The following is a 14,234-nucleotide window of genomic DNA, read 5'->3' as shown; positions in this document are numbered from 1 at the left end:
TTTGTTTCAAGGTCAATATGAAACCGCCGATCATCAATCTCGATGCGCTCGAACCGCAACCGCTGCCGCCGGAATTCGCGCCGACGGGTGCCGCCGCCGAACGTTACGCGCCGCGCATTGCGCGTATCGGCGGCATGCTCGGCGCGAGGAAGCTCGGCTATAGCCTCATCGTGCTCGAAGCGGGCAAGCGCGCGTTTCCGTTTCATCATCATCGCGTGAACGAGGAGATGTTCTTCGTGGTGGAAGGCGAGGGCGAAGTCCGCATCGGCCAGGAGACGCATGCGATTCGCGCGGGCGACGTCATCGCCTGCCCGCCGGGCGATGCATCGACGGCGCATCAGATCGTCAACACGGGCGCGCAACCGTTGCGCTACCTTGCGGTCAGCACGATGCAATCGCCCGAAGTGGTCGAGTATCCGGATACGGGCCGCCAGGCCGTGCTCGTCGCCGACGAGCCGGGCGTGAAGGGCTTGCGCGCCGTGTTTCGCGCAAGCGATTCGCTGCACTACTGGGACGGCGAATAGAAATACAGCAGGCACGACGATGGCGAACACCGTCGTCGCTGCCTTCCATGCTTCGTCATGTAACCGTCACGAATTTCCCGTTAGCGCATGTAACGGACGTGCGTTTCGCGCGACGCATAGGGGAAATCTCGTGTTGCAACGCAGCATCCCATTGCGTATGCTGTTCCTGGCAGGTGGCACAGGCCGCCGCCGCACGCATTCGAGCATCGACACGAACAATCAAACGCCGGCAAGCACAGAGCGTTTCATCGGGCGGGCCGGTAAGCATTACGGTCGTCAGCCTGAGGGAGCCGCACATATGGAACTGACCACATCGTCGCAACCGACGCTGCACGTCTTTCATCAGGAAGGAGGGTGGCATTGGGGCATCACCGTCGAGCGAGCGGCGGGAGGCGGAATGAAGGTCGTCGCGTATAGCGACGAAGGCTTCGGATCCGAGGAAGAGGCACGCGAGGACGGCGAACACGTCCTGCGCTCGGAAGACTGGCGCTCGCGCCAGAGTTTCAGCCGCAGCGAGCGGCGTCAAGGGTATTCCTGATCGGGGCGGCACACGCTCGCCCCCGTTATCGTCCCACCGTTCTTTTTTCCCCTCGTTGCACCCACGCCTCGCTGCATCTTTCGCCTGCACCGGAAACGCGCGACACTGAACGCATCCGCATTCCGACAAGGCGCGTCCCATGCCGTCCGTTCCCTGTCCCTCGCACGCGACACCCGACAATCCCCGTTTCGCAATACGCCGCATGACGCCGCGCGATGTCGACGTCGCGCTCGAATGGGCCGCGACCGAAGGATGGAATCCCGGTCTCGACGACGCCCGCTCGTTCTTCGCCGCCGATCCGCACGGATTTTTCGTCGGCACGTGGGACGGCGCGCCGGTCGGCTGCATCTCGGCGGTCGCATACGGCGATGCGTTCGGTTTCATCGGCCTCTATATCGTGGTTCCGGAATGGCGCGGCAAGGGCTTCGGCATGCGCTTGTGGAACGAAGGCATGGCGTATCTCGGCGCGCGCACTATCGGGCTCGATGGCGTGCTCGCGCAGCAGCCCAACTATCGGAAATCCGGCTTCGTGCTGGCGTATCGCAACGTGCGCTATGAAGGCATCGCATCGGCGGATGAAGATCCTGCCGATGGAGCCACGATCACCGATGCGCTGAACATCCCCTTCGCGCGGCTTCTCGATTACGACACCCGCGTGTTCGCGTGCGAGCGCACCGCGTTCCTGCGAGCGTGGCTGTCGCAACCGCAGGCGCACGCGCGCGCACTCGCCGCGCTCGATGGCGACGCGGTGAGCGGCCTCGCCGTGATCCGGCGTTGCGGCGCGGGCCACAAGATCGGTCCGCTCTTCGCCGACGATCTGAGCACGGCGCGCGCGCTGTATCGTGGGCTCGTTTCCGTGCTGCCCGGCGAGACCGTGTTCCTCGACGTGCCCGAAATCAATCCTGCGGCGGTGGCGCTGGCGGTCGAACACGACATGACGAGCGTCTTCGAAACGGCGCGCATGTACACGCGTGCGGCCCCGGACGTGCCGCTCGCGCGTGTCTTCGGTGTAACGACCTTCGAGCTCGGCTGAGAACGCCAAAGACCGGTCAGGCCGGCGGCGTGCCGTCGTGAAAGAAGGTCTTAAGTTGCGAGCGCAGTTCGGGCGAATCCGTGTGCTGATGGACGGCGACGGCATGCTGCACGGCCGCTTCCATCAACTCGTCCTCGCTGTCGGCGGACAGGACGACGCTGCATTTCACGTCGCTCGGGCACTCGCGACAATCGATGTACTTGCGTGTCATGGCATCCTCCTCGCATGAGACGCTGAATCCAGTATAGGCGGCGCGCCGCGTCACGGTGACGAGGTTTGCGCGCGCGCGCACACTCCGGTAACGTGTGACGTCTGTGCCACGCGCGAGCCCGCTCATGAGCCACGATCATCCGCACCATCACGACCACGACCACGATCACGATCACGCCGGCAGTGAATTGCCGGAGATGGACCTGCGCGTGCGCGCGCTCGAATCGCTGCTGGTCGAAAAAGGGTATATCGATCCGCGAGCGCTAGACGTCTTCATCGAAACCTACGAGCACAAGGTCGGGCCGCGCAATGGCGCGCGCGTCGTCGCGAAGGCGTGGAGCGATCCCGCGTTTCGCACATGGCTTTTGGACGATGCCACCGCCGCCATCGCCTCGCTCGGTTTCACCGGCCGGCAAGGCGAGCACATGGTCGCGCTCGAGAACACGGAGGACGTACATAACATGGTCGTCTGCACGCTGTGCTCGTGCTACCCGTGGTCGGTGCTCGGGCTGCCGCCGGTCTGGTACAAGTCGGCGCCGTATCGCTCGCGTGCGGTGATCGATCCGCGCGGCGTGCTGCGGGATTTCGGCGTCGAATTGCCGGAACAGGTCGAGTTGCGCGTATGGGATTCGACCGCCGAAGTGCGCTATCTCGTCGTGCCGATGCGTCCCGCCGACACCGATCATCTCGACGAAGACGCGCTCGCCGATCTCGTCACACGCGATTCGATGATCGGCACGGGCGTCGCGCTCGCGCCGTCGCAGGCAACGGGAGCATCGGCATGAACGCGGCGCACGACATGGGCGGCATGCAGGCGTTCGGCCCCATCGAAATCGATGCCTGCGACGCGCCGGGCGCATCGCCGTTTCACGCGGAATGGGAGCGCCGCGTGCTGGCCGTCACGCTCGCGATGGGCGCGACGGGCCAATGGAACATCGACACGTCCCGTGCCGCGCGCGAAAGCCTGCCGCCCGCGCAGTATCTCGGCAGCAGCTATTACGAAATCTGGTTCGAAGGCTTGAAGAAACTCTTGACGGCGAAGGGACTCGCGAGCGCCGATGAGATCGCGAGCGGCCGTTCGCAATCCGCCGCGAAGCCGAACGTGCGCGTGCTGAAAGCGGAGGACGTAAGCGCCGCCCTGTTGCGCGGTGCGCCGGTCGATCGTCCGGCTGCGTCGGCGGCGCGCTTTTCCATCGGTGATGAAGTCCGCACGAAACTGATGAATCCGCCGACGCACACGCGTCTGCCGCGCTATTGCCGCGGCAAGCTCGGGCGCGTCGTCGCGGTGCGCGGCACGCACGTCTTTCCCGATGAAAACGCGCTCGGTCACGGCGAGCATCCGCAATGGCTCTACACCGTGCGTTTCGAGGCGAAAGACTTGTGGGGCGCGGACACGACCGCGTCGTCGGTGTGTGTCGATTGCTGGGAGCCGTATCTCGAATGACCTCGACCGACGCTGAATCGAAGCTGAAAGAACTGCGCGCCGCGTTGCCCGAACTGCCTTTCGACGGCGACGGTCCCGTGTTTCGCGCGCCGTGGGAAGCGCAGGCGTTCGCGATGGCGCTCGCGTTGCACGAGCGCGGCGTGTTCACCTGGAAGGAGTGGGCGCACGCGTTGAGCATCGCGATCGAGGACGCGCAGGCGGCGGGCGATCCCGATCACGGCGACACGTATTACGCGCATTGGCTCAGCGCGCTCGAACGCCTCACTGCCGAAAAGGGATGCGTGAGCGACGCGATGCTTGCGCAGCGGCGCGACGAATGGCACGAGGCCGCGCGCGCCACGCCGCATGGCCAGCCGATCGTGCTTACGCGCGCATTGCCCGCCGCGACGCTCGATGCGTATCGCGCGGCGATCTATCGGATCGAAGCGCAGCCGGACATCGACATGAAGATCGGCGTCGGGAATCGCGATGTCGTTGCCTTGCTCGAAAAGCATGGCGTCGCAAGCGCGGTGTTCGTCACGGCGTTCAATCCGTTCGGTCATGTGCTCACGCCGCAAGAAAATGCGCTGCGCCAGCGGGCGCTGATCGAACGCGTCGGACAGATGGGATTGCAGGCGCTGCCGGGCGCGGGCGTCGATCCGCAGCATGTCTGGGTGGCCGAAGCGAGCCTCTTCGCGCTCGGCGCGACCCGCGACACCGCCAATACGCTGATGACGCAATTCGCGCAGAACGCCGTCGTGTATGTCGACCGCGCGGGCGTGCCGGAATTGCTGCTGCATCCGGATCATCGCTGAAACTAACCAACAGGAGAAACCCATGCCGCTCGTTCGCATCGATCTGCAGAAAGGCAAGGACAGCGCGTATCGCACGACTATCGGCGATGTCGTGTACGACGCGATGCGCTCGACACTCGACGTACCCGAGAACGATCGCTTTCAGATCGTCGCGGAGCACGGCGCGACGGACTTCATCGTCGATCGCACGTATCTCGGCATCAGCCGCACGGACGATTGCGTCGTGATCCAGGTCACGCTCAACGAAGGCCGCGACCTCGCGAAAAAGAGCGCGTTCTACAAGGCGGTCGCCGATGGCTTGCACGAACGTCTCAAGCTGCGGCGCGAGGATGTTTTCATCAGCCTCGTCGAAGTGAAGAAGGAGAACTGGTCCTTCGGCAACGGCGAGGCGCAGTACGCTCCCAAATGACCGAAGCAACGATTCCCTTCGATGTCCGCCCGATGCCGCTTCCCGATCACGCGCCCGGTGACGTGCGCGTGTGGCTGCTTCATATCGATTTTTCGATGCCGCTCGACAGCGCCGCCTACGCCGTGATGAACGCGGATGAACGCGCGCGCGCCGCGCGTTTTCTGCGCCACGCGGATGGCGCGCGTTTCGGCGCGGTGCGTTGCGCGCTGCGGCATCTGCTCGCGGCCGAAACGGGCGACGATCCCGCGCGTCTCGCGTTCGATGCCGTCGATCGCGGCAGGCCGTTTCTCGTTCACCGGAACGCGCCGGATTTCAACGTGTCGCATTCGGGCGGCTATGGCTTGATCGCGATGTCGCGAGAAAGGCGCGTGGGCGCCGATATCGAGGAAGCGCGCGCGACGTTCGATTGGCGCGATCTCGCGCCCGCGGTGCTCGGGGATATCGACCGGCGCGAAATCGAAGCCTTGCCCGACGATGCCGCCCGAAACCGCGCGTTCTTCGACTGCTGGACGGCGAAAGAGGCGGTGCTGAAGGCGCACGGCGATGGCATCGGCAGCACGGATGTCGCGATGCACGGCTTTTCGGTTCTTCCGCGCAGGGACGTTCGCTATGCGGTGACGCGCGGCGCGGGCGCGTTCGACGCTATTTCGCTCACCGCGCCCGACGGATACGCTGCCGCGCTAGCCTGGTCCTATTGATGCGCCGCAGCGACGCTCACGCCACTTTCGTGCGGAGCAAATCCCGATGCGTGAGATACAGCCGCAAGTCGAATTCGATCTGATGGTAGCCGGGCTGCATCAACTCGCACAGGCGATAGAAGGCCTTGTTGTGATCGCTTTCCTTCAGATGCGCGAGTTCATGCACGACGATCATCCGAAGAAACTCGGGCGCGGTGTCCCTGAAAAGCGACGCAATGCGGATTTCCTTCTTCGCCTTGAGCTTCGCGCCCTGCACGCGCGAGATGGCGGTGTGCAGGCCGAGCGCGTGACGCAGCACGTCGAGCTTGCTGTCGTAGAAGACTTTGTCGATTGCAGGCGCGACGCGCAGAAATTCCTGCTTCAGATCTGAGCAATATTCATAAAGCGCGCGATCGGACTGTACGGCGTGCCTGTTCGGATAGCGCGCGTCGAGATACGAACCCAGTTGTTGCTGGGCGATCAGTCGGCGAACCTTGTCCTGCAGCACGTTCGGGTAGGCGCTCAGGTATTTCAGGTGTTGCATGACGGCCAAATTCGATAAAAATGCCTGCGTGCGCAGGCGGGCGTGGGACGCATCGGGCAGCGTCCGCAGCGTGATTTGCGCAGCGATTCAGCAATCATTTTAGTCAACGCCGCGCGGCCTCGCCGACGCCGTTCGCACAAGCGTGTTTCGACGCACGCAATTGCGTAAGTTTATGTTTCAGGCCGGTTTCGACCCCAGCGACCGTGCGAACATGCGCCCTCTTCGGGCAAGGGCGACAAAGGCGGTTTCTTCATGGCATCGAGCAAGGCTCATCATGCGACGGGATGGGCGGCAGGCATCATCGCGGCGGCGATCGTGACGCATCCGGCCACGGCGGGCGGCGCGAACATGCTCGCGGGCGTTTTCGCGCTGCTCGCGGGCGTCGCCGGGGCGACCGCGCCGGACTGGCTCGAAGTCGCGTGGTGGACGCGCGCGCGCAAGCTCTGGATCACGCATCGCACGCTCACGCACTGGGGCATCGGCTGGGTTGCGCTGCTCGCGCTTTCGTATCACTTTCTCGGCCGGCATCCGGCGGCGCCCGTCGCGTTCGGCTTCGCGTGCGGCGGGCTCATGCATCTCTTCGCGGACTGGCCGAACCCGCTCGGCGTGCCTTGGATCGCCGCGCGCCATTCGCTCAATCTATGGACGAGCGGCCATTGCGATCTGATCATCGTCGCGGCTGCGTGGGCTGCAGCGCTTTTCGTCGTCGACGATGTCTGGTTTCATCATGTCTATGGCCGCATGCTGCTGAACGCACTACATATCTAGCACGACATCGCGAGGAGTCACGTTCTCATGCAACCGAATCCCATGCGCAACCGCTTCGCTTACTTCCTTGCCGCCTTTCTCGCGATGCTCGCGCTCGGCGGCTGCGCGGGCTTCTTCAATCGCGACGCGATGCGCGTGAGCGTCGCGGGCATCGAGCCGCTCGAAGGGCAAGGGCTGGAGATGCGTTTCGCCGTGAAGCTGCGCATTCAGAACCCGAACGACGCGCCGATCGACTTCGATGGCGTCGCGCTCGATCTCGATCTCAACGGCCGCGCATTCGCGAGCGGCGTCAGCGATCAGCGCGGAACGGTGCCGCGTTTCGGCGAAACGGTGCTGTCCGTGCCGGTGACGGTATCGGCATTCTCGATGGCGCGCCAGGCGTTCGGCTTCGCGAGCGGCGACACCGTCAGCAAGGTGTCGTATGCGGTGCGCGGCAAACTCGCGGGCGGCGCGTTCGGCGGCGCGCGCTTCGCCGACAGCGGTTACGTCGATCTGCCGGGCATGGGCGCGCCCGGCTACTAGGGCGCGGACGGCTCCCACGGATCGTAAGGCACGACGCGATCCGCCTCGTTGGCGTCGTTGCGGGCGATCACGGCGCGCGCTGCTTGCGTCGCGCTCAGATTGACCGGCTGATGCGGCACGCCCGGCGGAATGAATACGAAGTCGCCCGGCTCGTTGATGACCGATTCCGCCAGTCCCGGCCCATAGCGCGTCTCGATGCGTCCTTCGAGTATGTAGATGCCGGTCTCGTAGCCAACGTGGATGTGCGGCTCGCCGCGTCCGCCCGGCGGCACGACGACGATATGCATCGCGAGTCCGCGCGTGCCCGCCGTCTTCGCCGACAGCCCGATGAAATACGGCAGATGCTGAACCGTCGCGAGTTGCTCTTTCGGACGCACCGTGACGACCGTCTGCTGCGCTGTCTCTTCAGTGAAATCCTGCATGGCGATGCCTCCGTGAGCCGCTCTTCAGCTATCGACAATAGTCGAAAGCCGATGTCGCGCAAAGGTCATGCGATGCGGCTAACGTAGCCGGAATGCGCGCACCGTCTTTGTGCAACCGCACATGCCCGACCCGCGAGCGATGCGCCGGGGCGGCGCATAATCTCCTTGATTCGAAGCGCGAGCCGCAATCGCACCGCAACCGAAAGCCTCGGGAGGACACCATGCTGGTCAAGAACGAAGCGCGGGTCGAACATCTCATCAACGATCTTCTCGAGTTCGCGAGAGGGCGATTGCCGGAGCCAAGCTTCAAGGTCATCGAGCCGCTGCTTCGCTATTACTACGAGCAGGTCGATGTCGAGGATATCGCGAGCCGCGATGTCGCCGATCTCTACGGCGCCGCGATGGCGCACTGGCAGACCGCGCAGAAGTTCGTGCCGGGGCGCGAGGTGCTGCGCGTCTACAACCCGAATCTGGAGCAGCACGGCTGGCATTCGGATCACACGGTCGTCGAGATCGTCAACGACGACATGCCGTTTCTCGTCGATTCGGTGACGATGGAACTCAACCGCCTGGGGCTCGCGCTGCATTCGGCGATTCATCCGGTGTTTCGCGTCTGGCGCGCGAGCAAGGGCGCGCATACGGGCGAGATCGAGCGCATCGGTCAGGGTCATGCCGAAGCGGGCGACGGCAACTCCGAGCTCGAATCGTTCATCCATTTCGAAGTCAATCGCTGCGGCGACGGCGAGCGTCTCGACGAAGTGCGCGAGAACATCGCGCGCGTGCTCGGCGACGTGCGCGCGGCGGTCGAAGACTGGCCGAAAGTCACCGAGGCCGCGCGTGTAGCGATAGACGATCTGAAGGCGCGCGATACGACGCCCGACGGCATCGAGTCCCGCGCGTTCCTCGAATGGATGGTCGCCGATCACTTTACGTTCCTCGGCTGCCGCGATTACGAACTCGTCGAGCATGAAGGCGGCTTCGCGCTGCGCGGCGTGGCCGGCTCGGGCCTCGGCATTTTGCGCGAAACCTTGCGCGCGCCGTCCGACGGGGACGTGACGCCGCTGCCGCCGGGCGCGGCCGCGATCATCGAAGGCGCGGCGCCGATCTTTCTGACGAAGGCGAATTCGCGCGCGACGGTGCATCGGCCGGGCTATCTCGACTATGTCGGCGTGAAGCGCACGTCGCCGGATGGCAAGGTGATCGGCGAACGGCGCTTCCTCGGTCTCTATACGTCGACGGCGTATCTCGTGCCCACGTCCGAGATCCCGATCGTGCGCCGCAAATGCGCGAACATCGTGCGGCGCGCGGGCTTTCTCGCGAAGGGGCATCTGGCGAAGTCGCTTATCACGGTGCTCGAACAATATCCGCGCGACGAACTGTTCCAGGCCGATGAAGACGTGCTCTTCGATATCGCCATCGGCGTGCTGCGTTTGCAGGAACATCAGCGCACGCGGCTTTTCGTGCGGCGCGACCGCTTCGACCGCTTCGTGTCGTGCCTCGTCTTCGTGCCGCGCGACAAGTTCAACACCGACTTGCGCCGCCGCATCAGCCGTGTGTTGATGGAAGCGTTCAACGGCAAGAGCATCGAGTTCACGCCGCTCCTGTCCGAATCGCCGCTCGCGCGCATTCATATCGTCGTGCGTGCGGACAGAGGCGCGATGCCCGAAGTCGATACCCGCGAACTCGAAGCGCGCGTCGTGCAGGTCGCGCGCCGCTGGCAGGACGATCTCGCCGATGCGCTCATCGACAGTCACGGCGAGGAAGCGGGCAACCGGCTCCTGCAGCGTTATGCCGATTCGTTCCCGGCGGGTTATCGCGAGGACTATCCGGCGCGCACGGCGGTGCGCGACATCGAATTGATCGAGGCGACGCATACGCGGCCCGGCGGCTTGTCGATGAGCCTGTACCGGCCGATCGAAGCCGGACGCCGCGCGTTTCGCTTCAAGGTGTATCGCGTCGGCGATCCGATCGCGCTGTCGCACAGCCTGCCGATGCTGGAGCATCTCGGCGTGCGTGTCGATGAAGAGCGGCCGTATCTGATCGAGCCGACCGGCGCGCCGAATGCGTGGATCCACGATTTCGGGCTGGAGTTGCAGGACGACGTGGAGTTCGATATCGACCGCGTGAAGCCGCTCTTCGAAAACGCGTTCGCGAGCGTGTGGTCGGGCGAGATCGAGAACGACGACTACAACCGTCTCGTTCTGCGCGCGGAGTTCGGCGCGCGCGACGTGACGATCATGCGCGCCTATGCGAAGTATCTGCGGCAGGTTGGCTCGACCTTCAGCGATGCGTATATCGAGCGCGCGCTGATCGGCAATCCGCTGATCGCGAAGAAGCTGCTGCAACTCTTCATGGTGCGTTTCGATCCGGCGCGCGGCGGCTCGGCGGAAGATCGCGACAAGGCCGCCGAACGCGTGCTCGCCGATATCGAAGCCGCGCTCGACAAGGTGCCGAATCTCGACGAAGACCGCATCCTGCGTCAGTTTCTGGGCGTCATCACGGCGACGGTGCGAACCAATCATTTCCATCGCGATGCGCAAGGCCAGCCGCGTCCGTATGTGTCGTTCAAGCTCGATCCGTCGAAAGTGCCGGGCTTGCCCGAGCCGAAGCCGATGTTCGAAATCTGGGTCTATGCGCCGCGCGTCGAGGGCGTGCATTTGCGCGGCGGACGCGTTGCGCGCGGCGGGCTGCGCTGGTCGGACCGGCGCGAGGATTTCCGCACCGAAGTGCTCGGCCTCATGAAAGCGCAGATGGTGAAGAACACGGTAATCGTGCCGGTCGGATCGAAAGGCGGCTTTGTCGTGAAGAATCCGCCGCCCGTATCGGATCGGGAAGCGTTTCTCAATGAAGGCATCGGGTGTTATCAGATGTTCCTGCGCGGCCTGCTCGACGTGACCGACAACCGCACGCCCGATGGCATCGTGCCGCCGCCCGATGTCGTGCGCCACGATCCCGACGATCCGTATCTCGTCGTCGCCGCCGACAAGGGCACGGCCACGTTCTCCGACTACGCGAACGCGATCGCGCACGAATACGGCTTCTGGCTCGACGATGCCTTCGCGTCCGGCGGGTCGGTCGGCTACGACCACAAGAAGATGGGCATCACGGCGCGCGGTGCGTGGGAATCGGTGAAGCGGCATTTCCGCGAGATGAACTTCGATACGCAGACGACCGATTTCACCGTGGTCGGCATCGGCGACATGTCCGGCGACGTCTTCGGCAACGGCATGCTGCTGTCGCGCCATATCAGGCTGATTGCGGCGTTCGATCATCGGCATGTGTTTCTCGATCCGACGCCCGATGCGGCCACGAGCTTCGATGAGCGCGCGCGTCTTTTCGCGCTGCCGCGCTCCAGCTGGGCCGACTACGATCCCGCATTGATCTCGACGGGCGGCGGCGTCTATCCGCGCACGGCGAAGTCGATTCCGATCTCGCCGCAAGTGCAGGCGGCGCTCGGCATCAGCGCATCGGTGCTCGCGCCGAACGAACTGATCCGCGCGATCCTGCTGGCCGAGGCGGATCTGCTCTATAACGGCGGCGTCGGGACGTATGTGAAGTCGAGCGCGGAGACGCATCAGCAAGTCGGCGATCGAACGAATGATGGCGTGCGCGTGAACGGCGCGGAACTGCGCGTGAAGGTCGTCGCGGAAGGCGGCAATCTCGGGCTCACGCAACTGGGGCGCATCGAGTTCGCGCAGAAGGGCGGCCGCATCAATACGGATGCCATCGATAACTCGGCGGGCGTCGACTGTTCGGATCACGAGGTCAACATCAAGATTCTGCTCGGCCTCGTCGTCGCGGATGGCGAGATGACCGAGAAGCAACGCAACGCGCTGCTCGCCGAAATGACCGATGAAGTCGGCCTGCTCGTGCTGAAGGACAACTATGCGCAGACGCAGGCGCTGTCGATCGCAAAGCGCCATGTCGCCGAAACGCTCGACGCCGAAGCCCGCATGATGCGCTTCCTCGAACGCGCCGGGCGCCTGAAGCGGCGTATCGAGTTCCTGCCGAACGACGACGACATCAACGAGCGCGCGGCGGCGAAGTCGGGGCTGACGTCGCCAGAACGCGCGGTGCTGCTCGCGTACGGCAAGATGTGGCTCTACGACGAACTGCTCGAATCGGACGTGCCCGAAGACGCGCTCGTCGCGGACATGCTGCCCGAGTATTTCCCGAAGCCCTTGCAGCAGCGCTATAGCGAGACGATGCAGCGCCATCCGCTGAAGCGCGAGATTCTCGCGACGCATCTGACGAACGCGCTCGTGAATCGTGTGGGCTGTACGTTCGTGCATCGGCTGATGGAAGAGACCGATGCGCGCCCGAGCGATATCGTGCGCGCGGCGCTGATGTCGCGCGATGTCTTCGATCTCGACGATTTGTGGCGCAGCATCGACGGACTCGACAACATCGTCGCGGATGAAGTGCAGGCGCGCATGTTCGTCGATGTCGTGCGTCTGCTCGACGATACGTCGCTGTGGTTCCTGCGTCATCTGAAGCACAACGGATCGGGCTCGAACGAGGCGAAGGGTTTGCTCGCGCGTTGCCGCGAGGCGGCGCTTCGACTCGCGCCGCAACTGCCGGCGCTCTTGCCCGCGACGCAGCTCGACGCGTGGTACGCGCGGCGGCGCGATCTGGAGGATGCGGGCGTCGAGAGCAGTCTCGCGGCGCGCGTCGCGAGCGGCGAGATCGCGACCGCCGTGCTCGACAGCGCGGAAGTGGCGGCGTGTTCCGGGCGCGGCCTGGAACTTGTGGCGAGCGTGTATTTCGGCATCGGCACGTTGCTCGATTATCGCGGCATCGCCGAACGGGCGATGGCACTGCCGATCACGACGCACTGGGACTTGCTCGCGCGCGCGGCGGCGCTGGAAGAGCTCGCGCGATTGAAGCGCGCGCTGACGGTGAGCGCGCTCGAACAGTCGCGCGGCATCGATGCGCCGGATGTCATTGTCGAGAGCTGGCGCGCGAAACGGCAGGACGCGCTGGATCGGTACACGCGCTTGCTGGCCGAATTGCGGGCGAGCGGCGGCGCGAGTTTGTCGATGCTGCTGGTGGTCGTGAGGGAGATGGCGGTGCTGGAGAGAGCGTAGGGACCGTGGGGATTGGCGGCCTTTTATCAATTCTCAACAAATCGTCTCAGGCGTTCCCCTCGGCACTCATTTTTAGGAACTGTCCTTCTTTTTGAAAGATTTGAATTGCCAAATAATTGTCGATTTTTCGAAAGCACCTGTCTGACGGCAGGTGTTTTCAAGATTCGACGTTTTGGAGGCAATTCATGAGCGTTATCAAAGGGCGCCTGGCGATCGCGGTTGCGGTCGCGTCCGTTGCAGTTCTGTTTGGCGGATGCGCGACCGAGGCGTCGCACTCGGTCGCGGTTCCCGCCGTCGCGAGTTCCCAGAAGCCGTTCGCGGGCAAGCCCGTGCCCGTCGCCATCGGCAAGTTCGACAATCGCTCGAATTACATGCGTGGCGTGTTCTCGGATGGCGTCGATCGCCTCGGCAGTCAGGCGAAGACCATCCTCGCCACGGCCTTGCAGCAAAGCCGACGCTTCACCGTGCTGGATCGCGACAACCTTGGCGAAACGAAACAGGAAGCCGGGTTCGCGAACAAGGCGCAGTCGATTCGAGGCGCGAATTACATCATCACCGGCGACGTGACGGAGTTCGGCCGCAAGGATGTCGGCGATCAGCAATTGTTCGGCATTCTCGGACGCGGGAAGACTCAGGTGGCCTATGCGAAGGTCAGCCTCAATATCGTCGATATCGCCACGTCCGAGATCGTGACGTCGAGCCAGGGCGCCGGTGAATTCAGTTTGTCGAGCCGCGAAGTGATTGGCTTCGGCGGAACGTCGAGCTATGACTCCACGCTCAATGGCAAGGTGCTCGATTTTGCGATCAGCGAAGCGGTCAATCACCTGGCCGAACAAGTCGATGCCGGCGCCCTGCCGGCCGCAAAGTAATTCCACTCGTTTTCATCCGAACAACAACATGATCGTCAAGATTCACAAACTGACCGGCTTCGCGCTGCCGGTCGCGGTGGCGTGCTCGCTGCTGACGGGTTGCGCAACACAGACCACGTCGCTTTATCAATGGGACGGCTATCAGCCGCAGGTCTACGAATACTTCAAGGGACAAACGAGTCCGTCCGACCAGATCGCCGCACTCGAAGCGGCCCGCGAGAAGGTCTTCGCAAAGGACAAGACATTGCCTCCGGGCTTTCGCGCGCATCTCGGCATGTTGTACGCGACCGTGGGCAAGGGCGCCGAGGCTCGTCAGCAATTGACCGAGGAAAAGGAGCGCTTTCCCGAGTCGTCTACGTATATGGATTTTCTGTTGAGCAAACTTCAGTAAGC

Annotated in this window: 16 protein-coding genes; 13 read left to right on the top strand and 3 right to left on the bottom strand. The window is 64.0% G+C overall.

Translation table 11 applies throughout. The annotated features are described in order from the left end of the window. Positions 1-17: 17 nt before the first annotated feature. The 3 genes from BG60_RS13565 to BG60_RS13555 all read left to right on the top strand — a co-directional run bounded on the left by BG60_RS13565 (position 18) and on the right by BG60_RS13555 (position 2,095). Complete coding sequence (locus tag BG60_RS13565) at positions 18-524, top strand: cupin domain-containing protein (RefSeq protein ID WP_033537144.1); 507 nt, start codon at positions 18-20, stop codon at positions 522-524. 298 nt (positions 525-822) lie between these two features. Then, positions 823-1,062, top strand: a complete 240-nt coding sequence (locus BG60_RS13560; RefSeq protein ID WP_008353671.1) for a hypothetical protein — start codon at positions 823-825, stop codon at positions 1,060-1,062. A gap of 139 nt (positions 1,063-1,201) precedes the next feature. After that, positions 1,202-2,095 (top strand): GNAT family N-acetyltransferase, encoded by an 894-nt coding sequence (locus BG60_RS13555; RefSeq protein WP_051079073.1) that lies wholly within the window; start codon positions 1,202-1,204, stop codon positions 2,093-2,095. Between the two features lie 16 nt (positions 2,096-2,111). Here the strand turns inward: BG60_RS13555 and BG60_RS13550 are convergent, their stop codons facing one another. Then, a complete protein-coding gene (locus BG60_RS13550; RefSeq protein ID WP_008353669.1) occupies positions 2,112-2,306 on the bottom strand; it encodes a DUF1059 domain-containing protein in 195 nt (64 codons plus the stop codon). Positions 2,307-2,430: 124 nt separating this feature from the next. Here BG60_RS13550 and nthA point away from each other — a divergent pair, with 124 nt between their 5' ends. The 5 genes from nthA to BG60_RS13525 are packed head-to-tail and all read left to right on the top strand — an operon-like array spanning position 2,431 to position 5,650. Continuing rightward, positions 2,431-3,090 (top strand): nitrile hydratase subunit alpha, encoded by a 660-nt coding sequence (nthA, locus tag BG60_RS13545; protein ID WP_008353668.1) that lies wholly within the window; start codon positions 2,431-2,433, stop codon positions 3,088-3,090. Then, entirely contained in the window at positions 3,087-3,749 is a 663-nt protein-coding gene (gene nthB, locus BG60_RS13540) for a nitrile hydratase subunit beta (protein ID WP_008353667.1), read from the top strand. The genes nthA and nthB overlap by 4 nt, the downstream gene beginning before the upstream one ends. Next, on the top strand, positions 3,746-4,543 hold the full coding sequence (locus BG60_RS13535; RefSeq protein ID WP_034471844.1) for a nitrile hydratase accessory protein: 798 nt from the start codon (positions 3,746-3,748) through the stop codon (positions 4,541-4,543). The genes nthB and BG60_RS13535 overlap by 4 nt, the downstream gene beginning before the upstream one ends. 22 nt (positions 4,544-4,565) lie before the next feature. Next, positions 4,566-4,952 (top strand): tautomerase family protein, encoded by a 387-nt coding sequence (locus tag BG60_RS13530; RefSeq protein WP_008353665.1) that lies wholly within the window; start codon positions 4,566-4,568, stop codon positions 4,950-4,952. Further along, positions 4,949-5,650: a 4'-phosphopantetheinyl transferase family protein gene (locus BG60_RS13525; protein ID WP_008353664.1), complete on the top strand. Its 702-nt coding sequence runs from the start codon at positions 4,949-4,951 to the stop codon at positions 5,648-5,650. The genes BG60_RS13530 and BG60_RS13525 overlap by 4 nt, the downstream gene beginning before the upstream one ends. Positions 5,651-5,666: 16 nt before the next feature. Here the strand turns inward: BG60_RS13525 and BG60_RS13520 are convergent, their stop codons facing one another. Further along, positions 5,667-6,173, bottom strand: a complete 507-nt coding sequence (locus BG60_RS13520; RefSeq protein ID WP_008353662.1) for a M48 metallopeptidase family protein — start codon at positions 6,171-6,173, stop codon at positions 5,667-5,669. Positions 6,174-6,425: 252 nt separating this feature from the next. On the opposite strand from BG60_RS13520, the gene BG60_RS13515 reads away from it, so the two are divergent. Together BG60_RS13515 and BG60_RS13510 are read left to right on the top strand one after the other, a co-directional pair. Next, positions 6,426-6,941: a metal-dependent hydrolase gene (locus tag BG60_RS13515; protein WP_008353661.1), complete on the top strand. Its 516-nt coding sequence runs from the start codon at positions 6,426-6,428 to the stop codon at positions 6,939-6,941. 27 nt (positions 6,942-6,968) lie between these two features. Next, positions 6,969-7,463 (top strand): LEA/WHy family protein, encoded by a 495-nt coding sequence (locus tag BG60_RS13510; RefSeq protein ID WP_008353660.1) that lies wholly within the window; start codon positions 6,969-6,971, stop codon positions 7,461-7,463. On the opposite strand, the gene BG60_RS13505 is transcribed toward BG60_RS13510, so the two are convergent. Further along, positions 7,460-7,885, bottom strand: a complete 426-nt coding sequence (locus BG60_RS13505; RefSeq protein ID WP_008353659.1) for a cupin domain-containing protein — start codon at positions 7,883-7,885, stop codon at positions 7,460-7,462. The genes BG60_RS13510 and BG60_RS13505 overlap by 4 nt on opposite strands. A gap of 221 nt (positions 7,886-8,106) precedes the next feature. On the opposite strand from BG60_RS13505, the gene BG60_RS13500 reads away from it, so the two are divergent. From BG60_RS13500 to BG60_RS13490, 3 genes are all read left to right on the top strand, one after another. Continuing rightward, complete coding sequence (locus tag BG60_RS13500; RefSeq protein ID WP_008353658.1) at positions 8,107-12,972, top strand: NAD-glutamate dehydrogenase; 4,866 nt, start codon at positions 8,107-8,109, stop codon at positions 12,970-12,972. Between the two features lie 185 nt (positions 12,973-13,157). Next, positions 13,158-13,841 (top strand): CsgG/HfaB family protein, encoded by a 684-nt coding sequence (locus BG60_RS13495; protein WP_008353657.1) that lies wholly within the window; start codon positions 13,158-13,160, stop codon positions 13,839-13,841. A 28-nt stretch (positions 13,842-13,869) separates the two neighbouring features. Next, on the top strand, positions 13,870-14,232 hold the full coding sequence (locus BG60_RS13490; protein WP_008353656.1) for a DUF4810 domain-containing protein: 363 nt from the start codon (positions 13,870-13,872) through the stop codon (positions 14,230-14,232). Positions 14,233-14,234: the final 2 nt, after the last annotated feature.

Origin of the sequence: Caballeronia zhejiangensis, assembly GCF_000698575.1 — a bacterium.
Lineage (GTDB): Bacteria > Pseudomonadota > Gammaproteobacteria > Burkholderiales > Burkholderiaceae > Caballeronia > Caballeronia zhejiangensis.
The sequence above is the reverse complement of the archived record's forward strand: the minus strand, read 5'-3'. Positions and strand labels throughout refer to the sequence as shown.

What these genes read in the sequence shown, in the direction of transcription:
- BG60_RS13565 (WP_033537144.1), top strand. Translation starts at nt 18, where the DNA reads ATGAAACCGCCGATCATCAATCTCGATGCGCTCGAACCGCAACCGCTG.
- BG60_RS13560 (WP_008353671.1), top strand. Translation starts at nt 823, where the DNA reads ATGGAACTGACCACATCGTCGCAACCGACGCTGCACGTCTTTCATCAG.
- BG60_RS13555 (WP_051079073.1), top strand. Translation starts at nt 1,202, where the DNA reads ATGCCGTCCGTTCCCTGTCCCTCGCACGCGACACCCGACAATCCCCGT.
- BG60_RS13550 (WP_008353669.1), bottom strand. Translation starts at nt 2,306, where the DNA reads ATGACACGCAAGTACATCGATTGTCGCGAGTGCCCGAGCGACGTGAAA.
- nthA (WP_008353668.1), top strand. Translation starts at nt 2,431, where the DNA reads ATGAGCCACGATCATCCGCACCATCACGACCACGACCACGATCACGAT.
- nthB (WP_008353667.1), top strand. Translation starts at nt 3,087, where the DNA reads ATGAACGCGGCGCACGACATGGGCGGCATGCAGGCGTTCGGCCCCATC.
- BG60_RS13535 (WP_034471844.1), top strand. Translation starts at nt 3,746, where the DNA reads ATGACCTCGACCGACGCTGAATCGAAGCTGAAAGAACTGCGCGCCGCG.
- BG60_RS13530 (WP_008353665.1), top strand. Translation starts at nt 4,566, where the DNA reads ATGCCGCTCGTTCGCATCGATCTGCAGAAAGGCAAGGACAGCGCGTAT.
- BG60_RS13525 (WP_008353664.1), top strand. Translation starts at nt 4,949, where the DNA reads ATGACCGAAGCAACGATTCCCTTCGATGTCCGCCCGATGCCGCTTCCC.
- BG60_RS13520 (WP_008353662.1), bottom strand. Translation starts at nt 6,173, where the DNA reads ATGCAACACCTGAAATACCTGAGCGCCTACCCGAACGTGCTGCAGGAC.
- BG60_RS13515 (WP_008353661.1), top strand. Translation starts at nt 6,426, where the DNA reads ATGGCATCGAGCAAGGCTCATCATGCGACGGGATGGGCGGCAGGCATC.
- BG60_RS13510 (WP_008353660.1), top strand. Translation starts at nt 6,969, where the DNA reads ATGCAACCGAATCCCATGCGCAACCGCTTCGCTTACTTCCTTGCCGCC.
- BG60_RS13505 (WP_008353659.1), bottom strand. Translation starts at nt 7,885, where the DNA reads ATGCAGGATTTCACTGAAGAGACAGCGCAGCAGACGGTCGTCACGGTG.
- BG60_RS13500 (WP_008353658.1), top strand. Translation starts at nt 8,107, where the DNA reads ATGCTGGTCAAGAACGAAGCGCGGGTCGAACATCTCATCAACGATCTT.
- BG60_RS13495 (WP_008353657.1), top strand. Translation starts at nt 13,158, where the DNA reads ATGAGCGTTATCAAAGGGCGCCTGGCGATCGCGGTTGCGGTCGCGTCC.
- BG60_RS13490 (WP_008353656.1), top strand. Translation starts at nt 13,870, where the DNA reads ATGATCGTCAAGATTCACAAACTGACCGGCTTCGCGCTGCCGGTCGCG.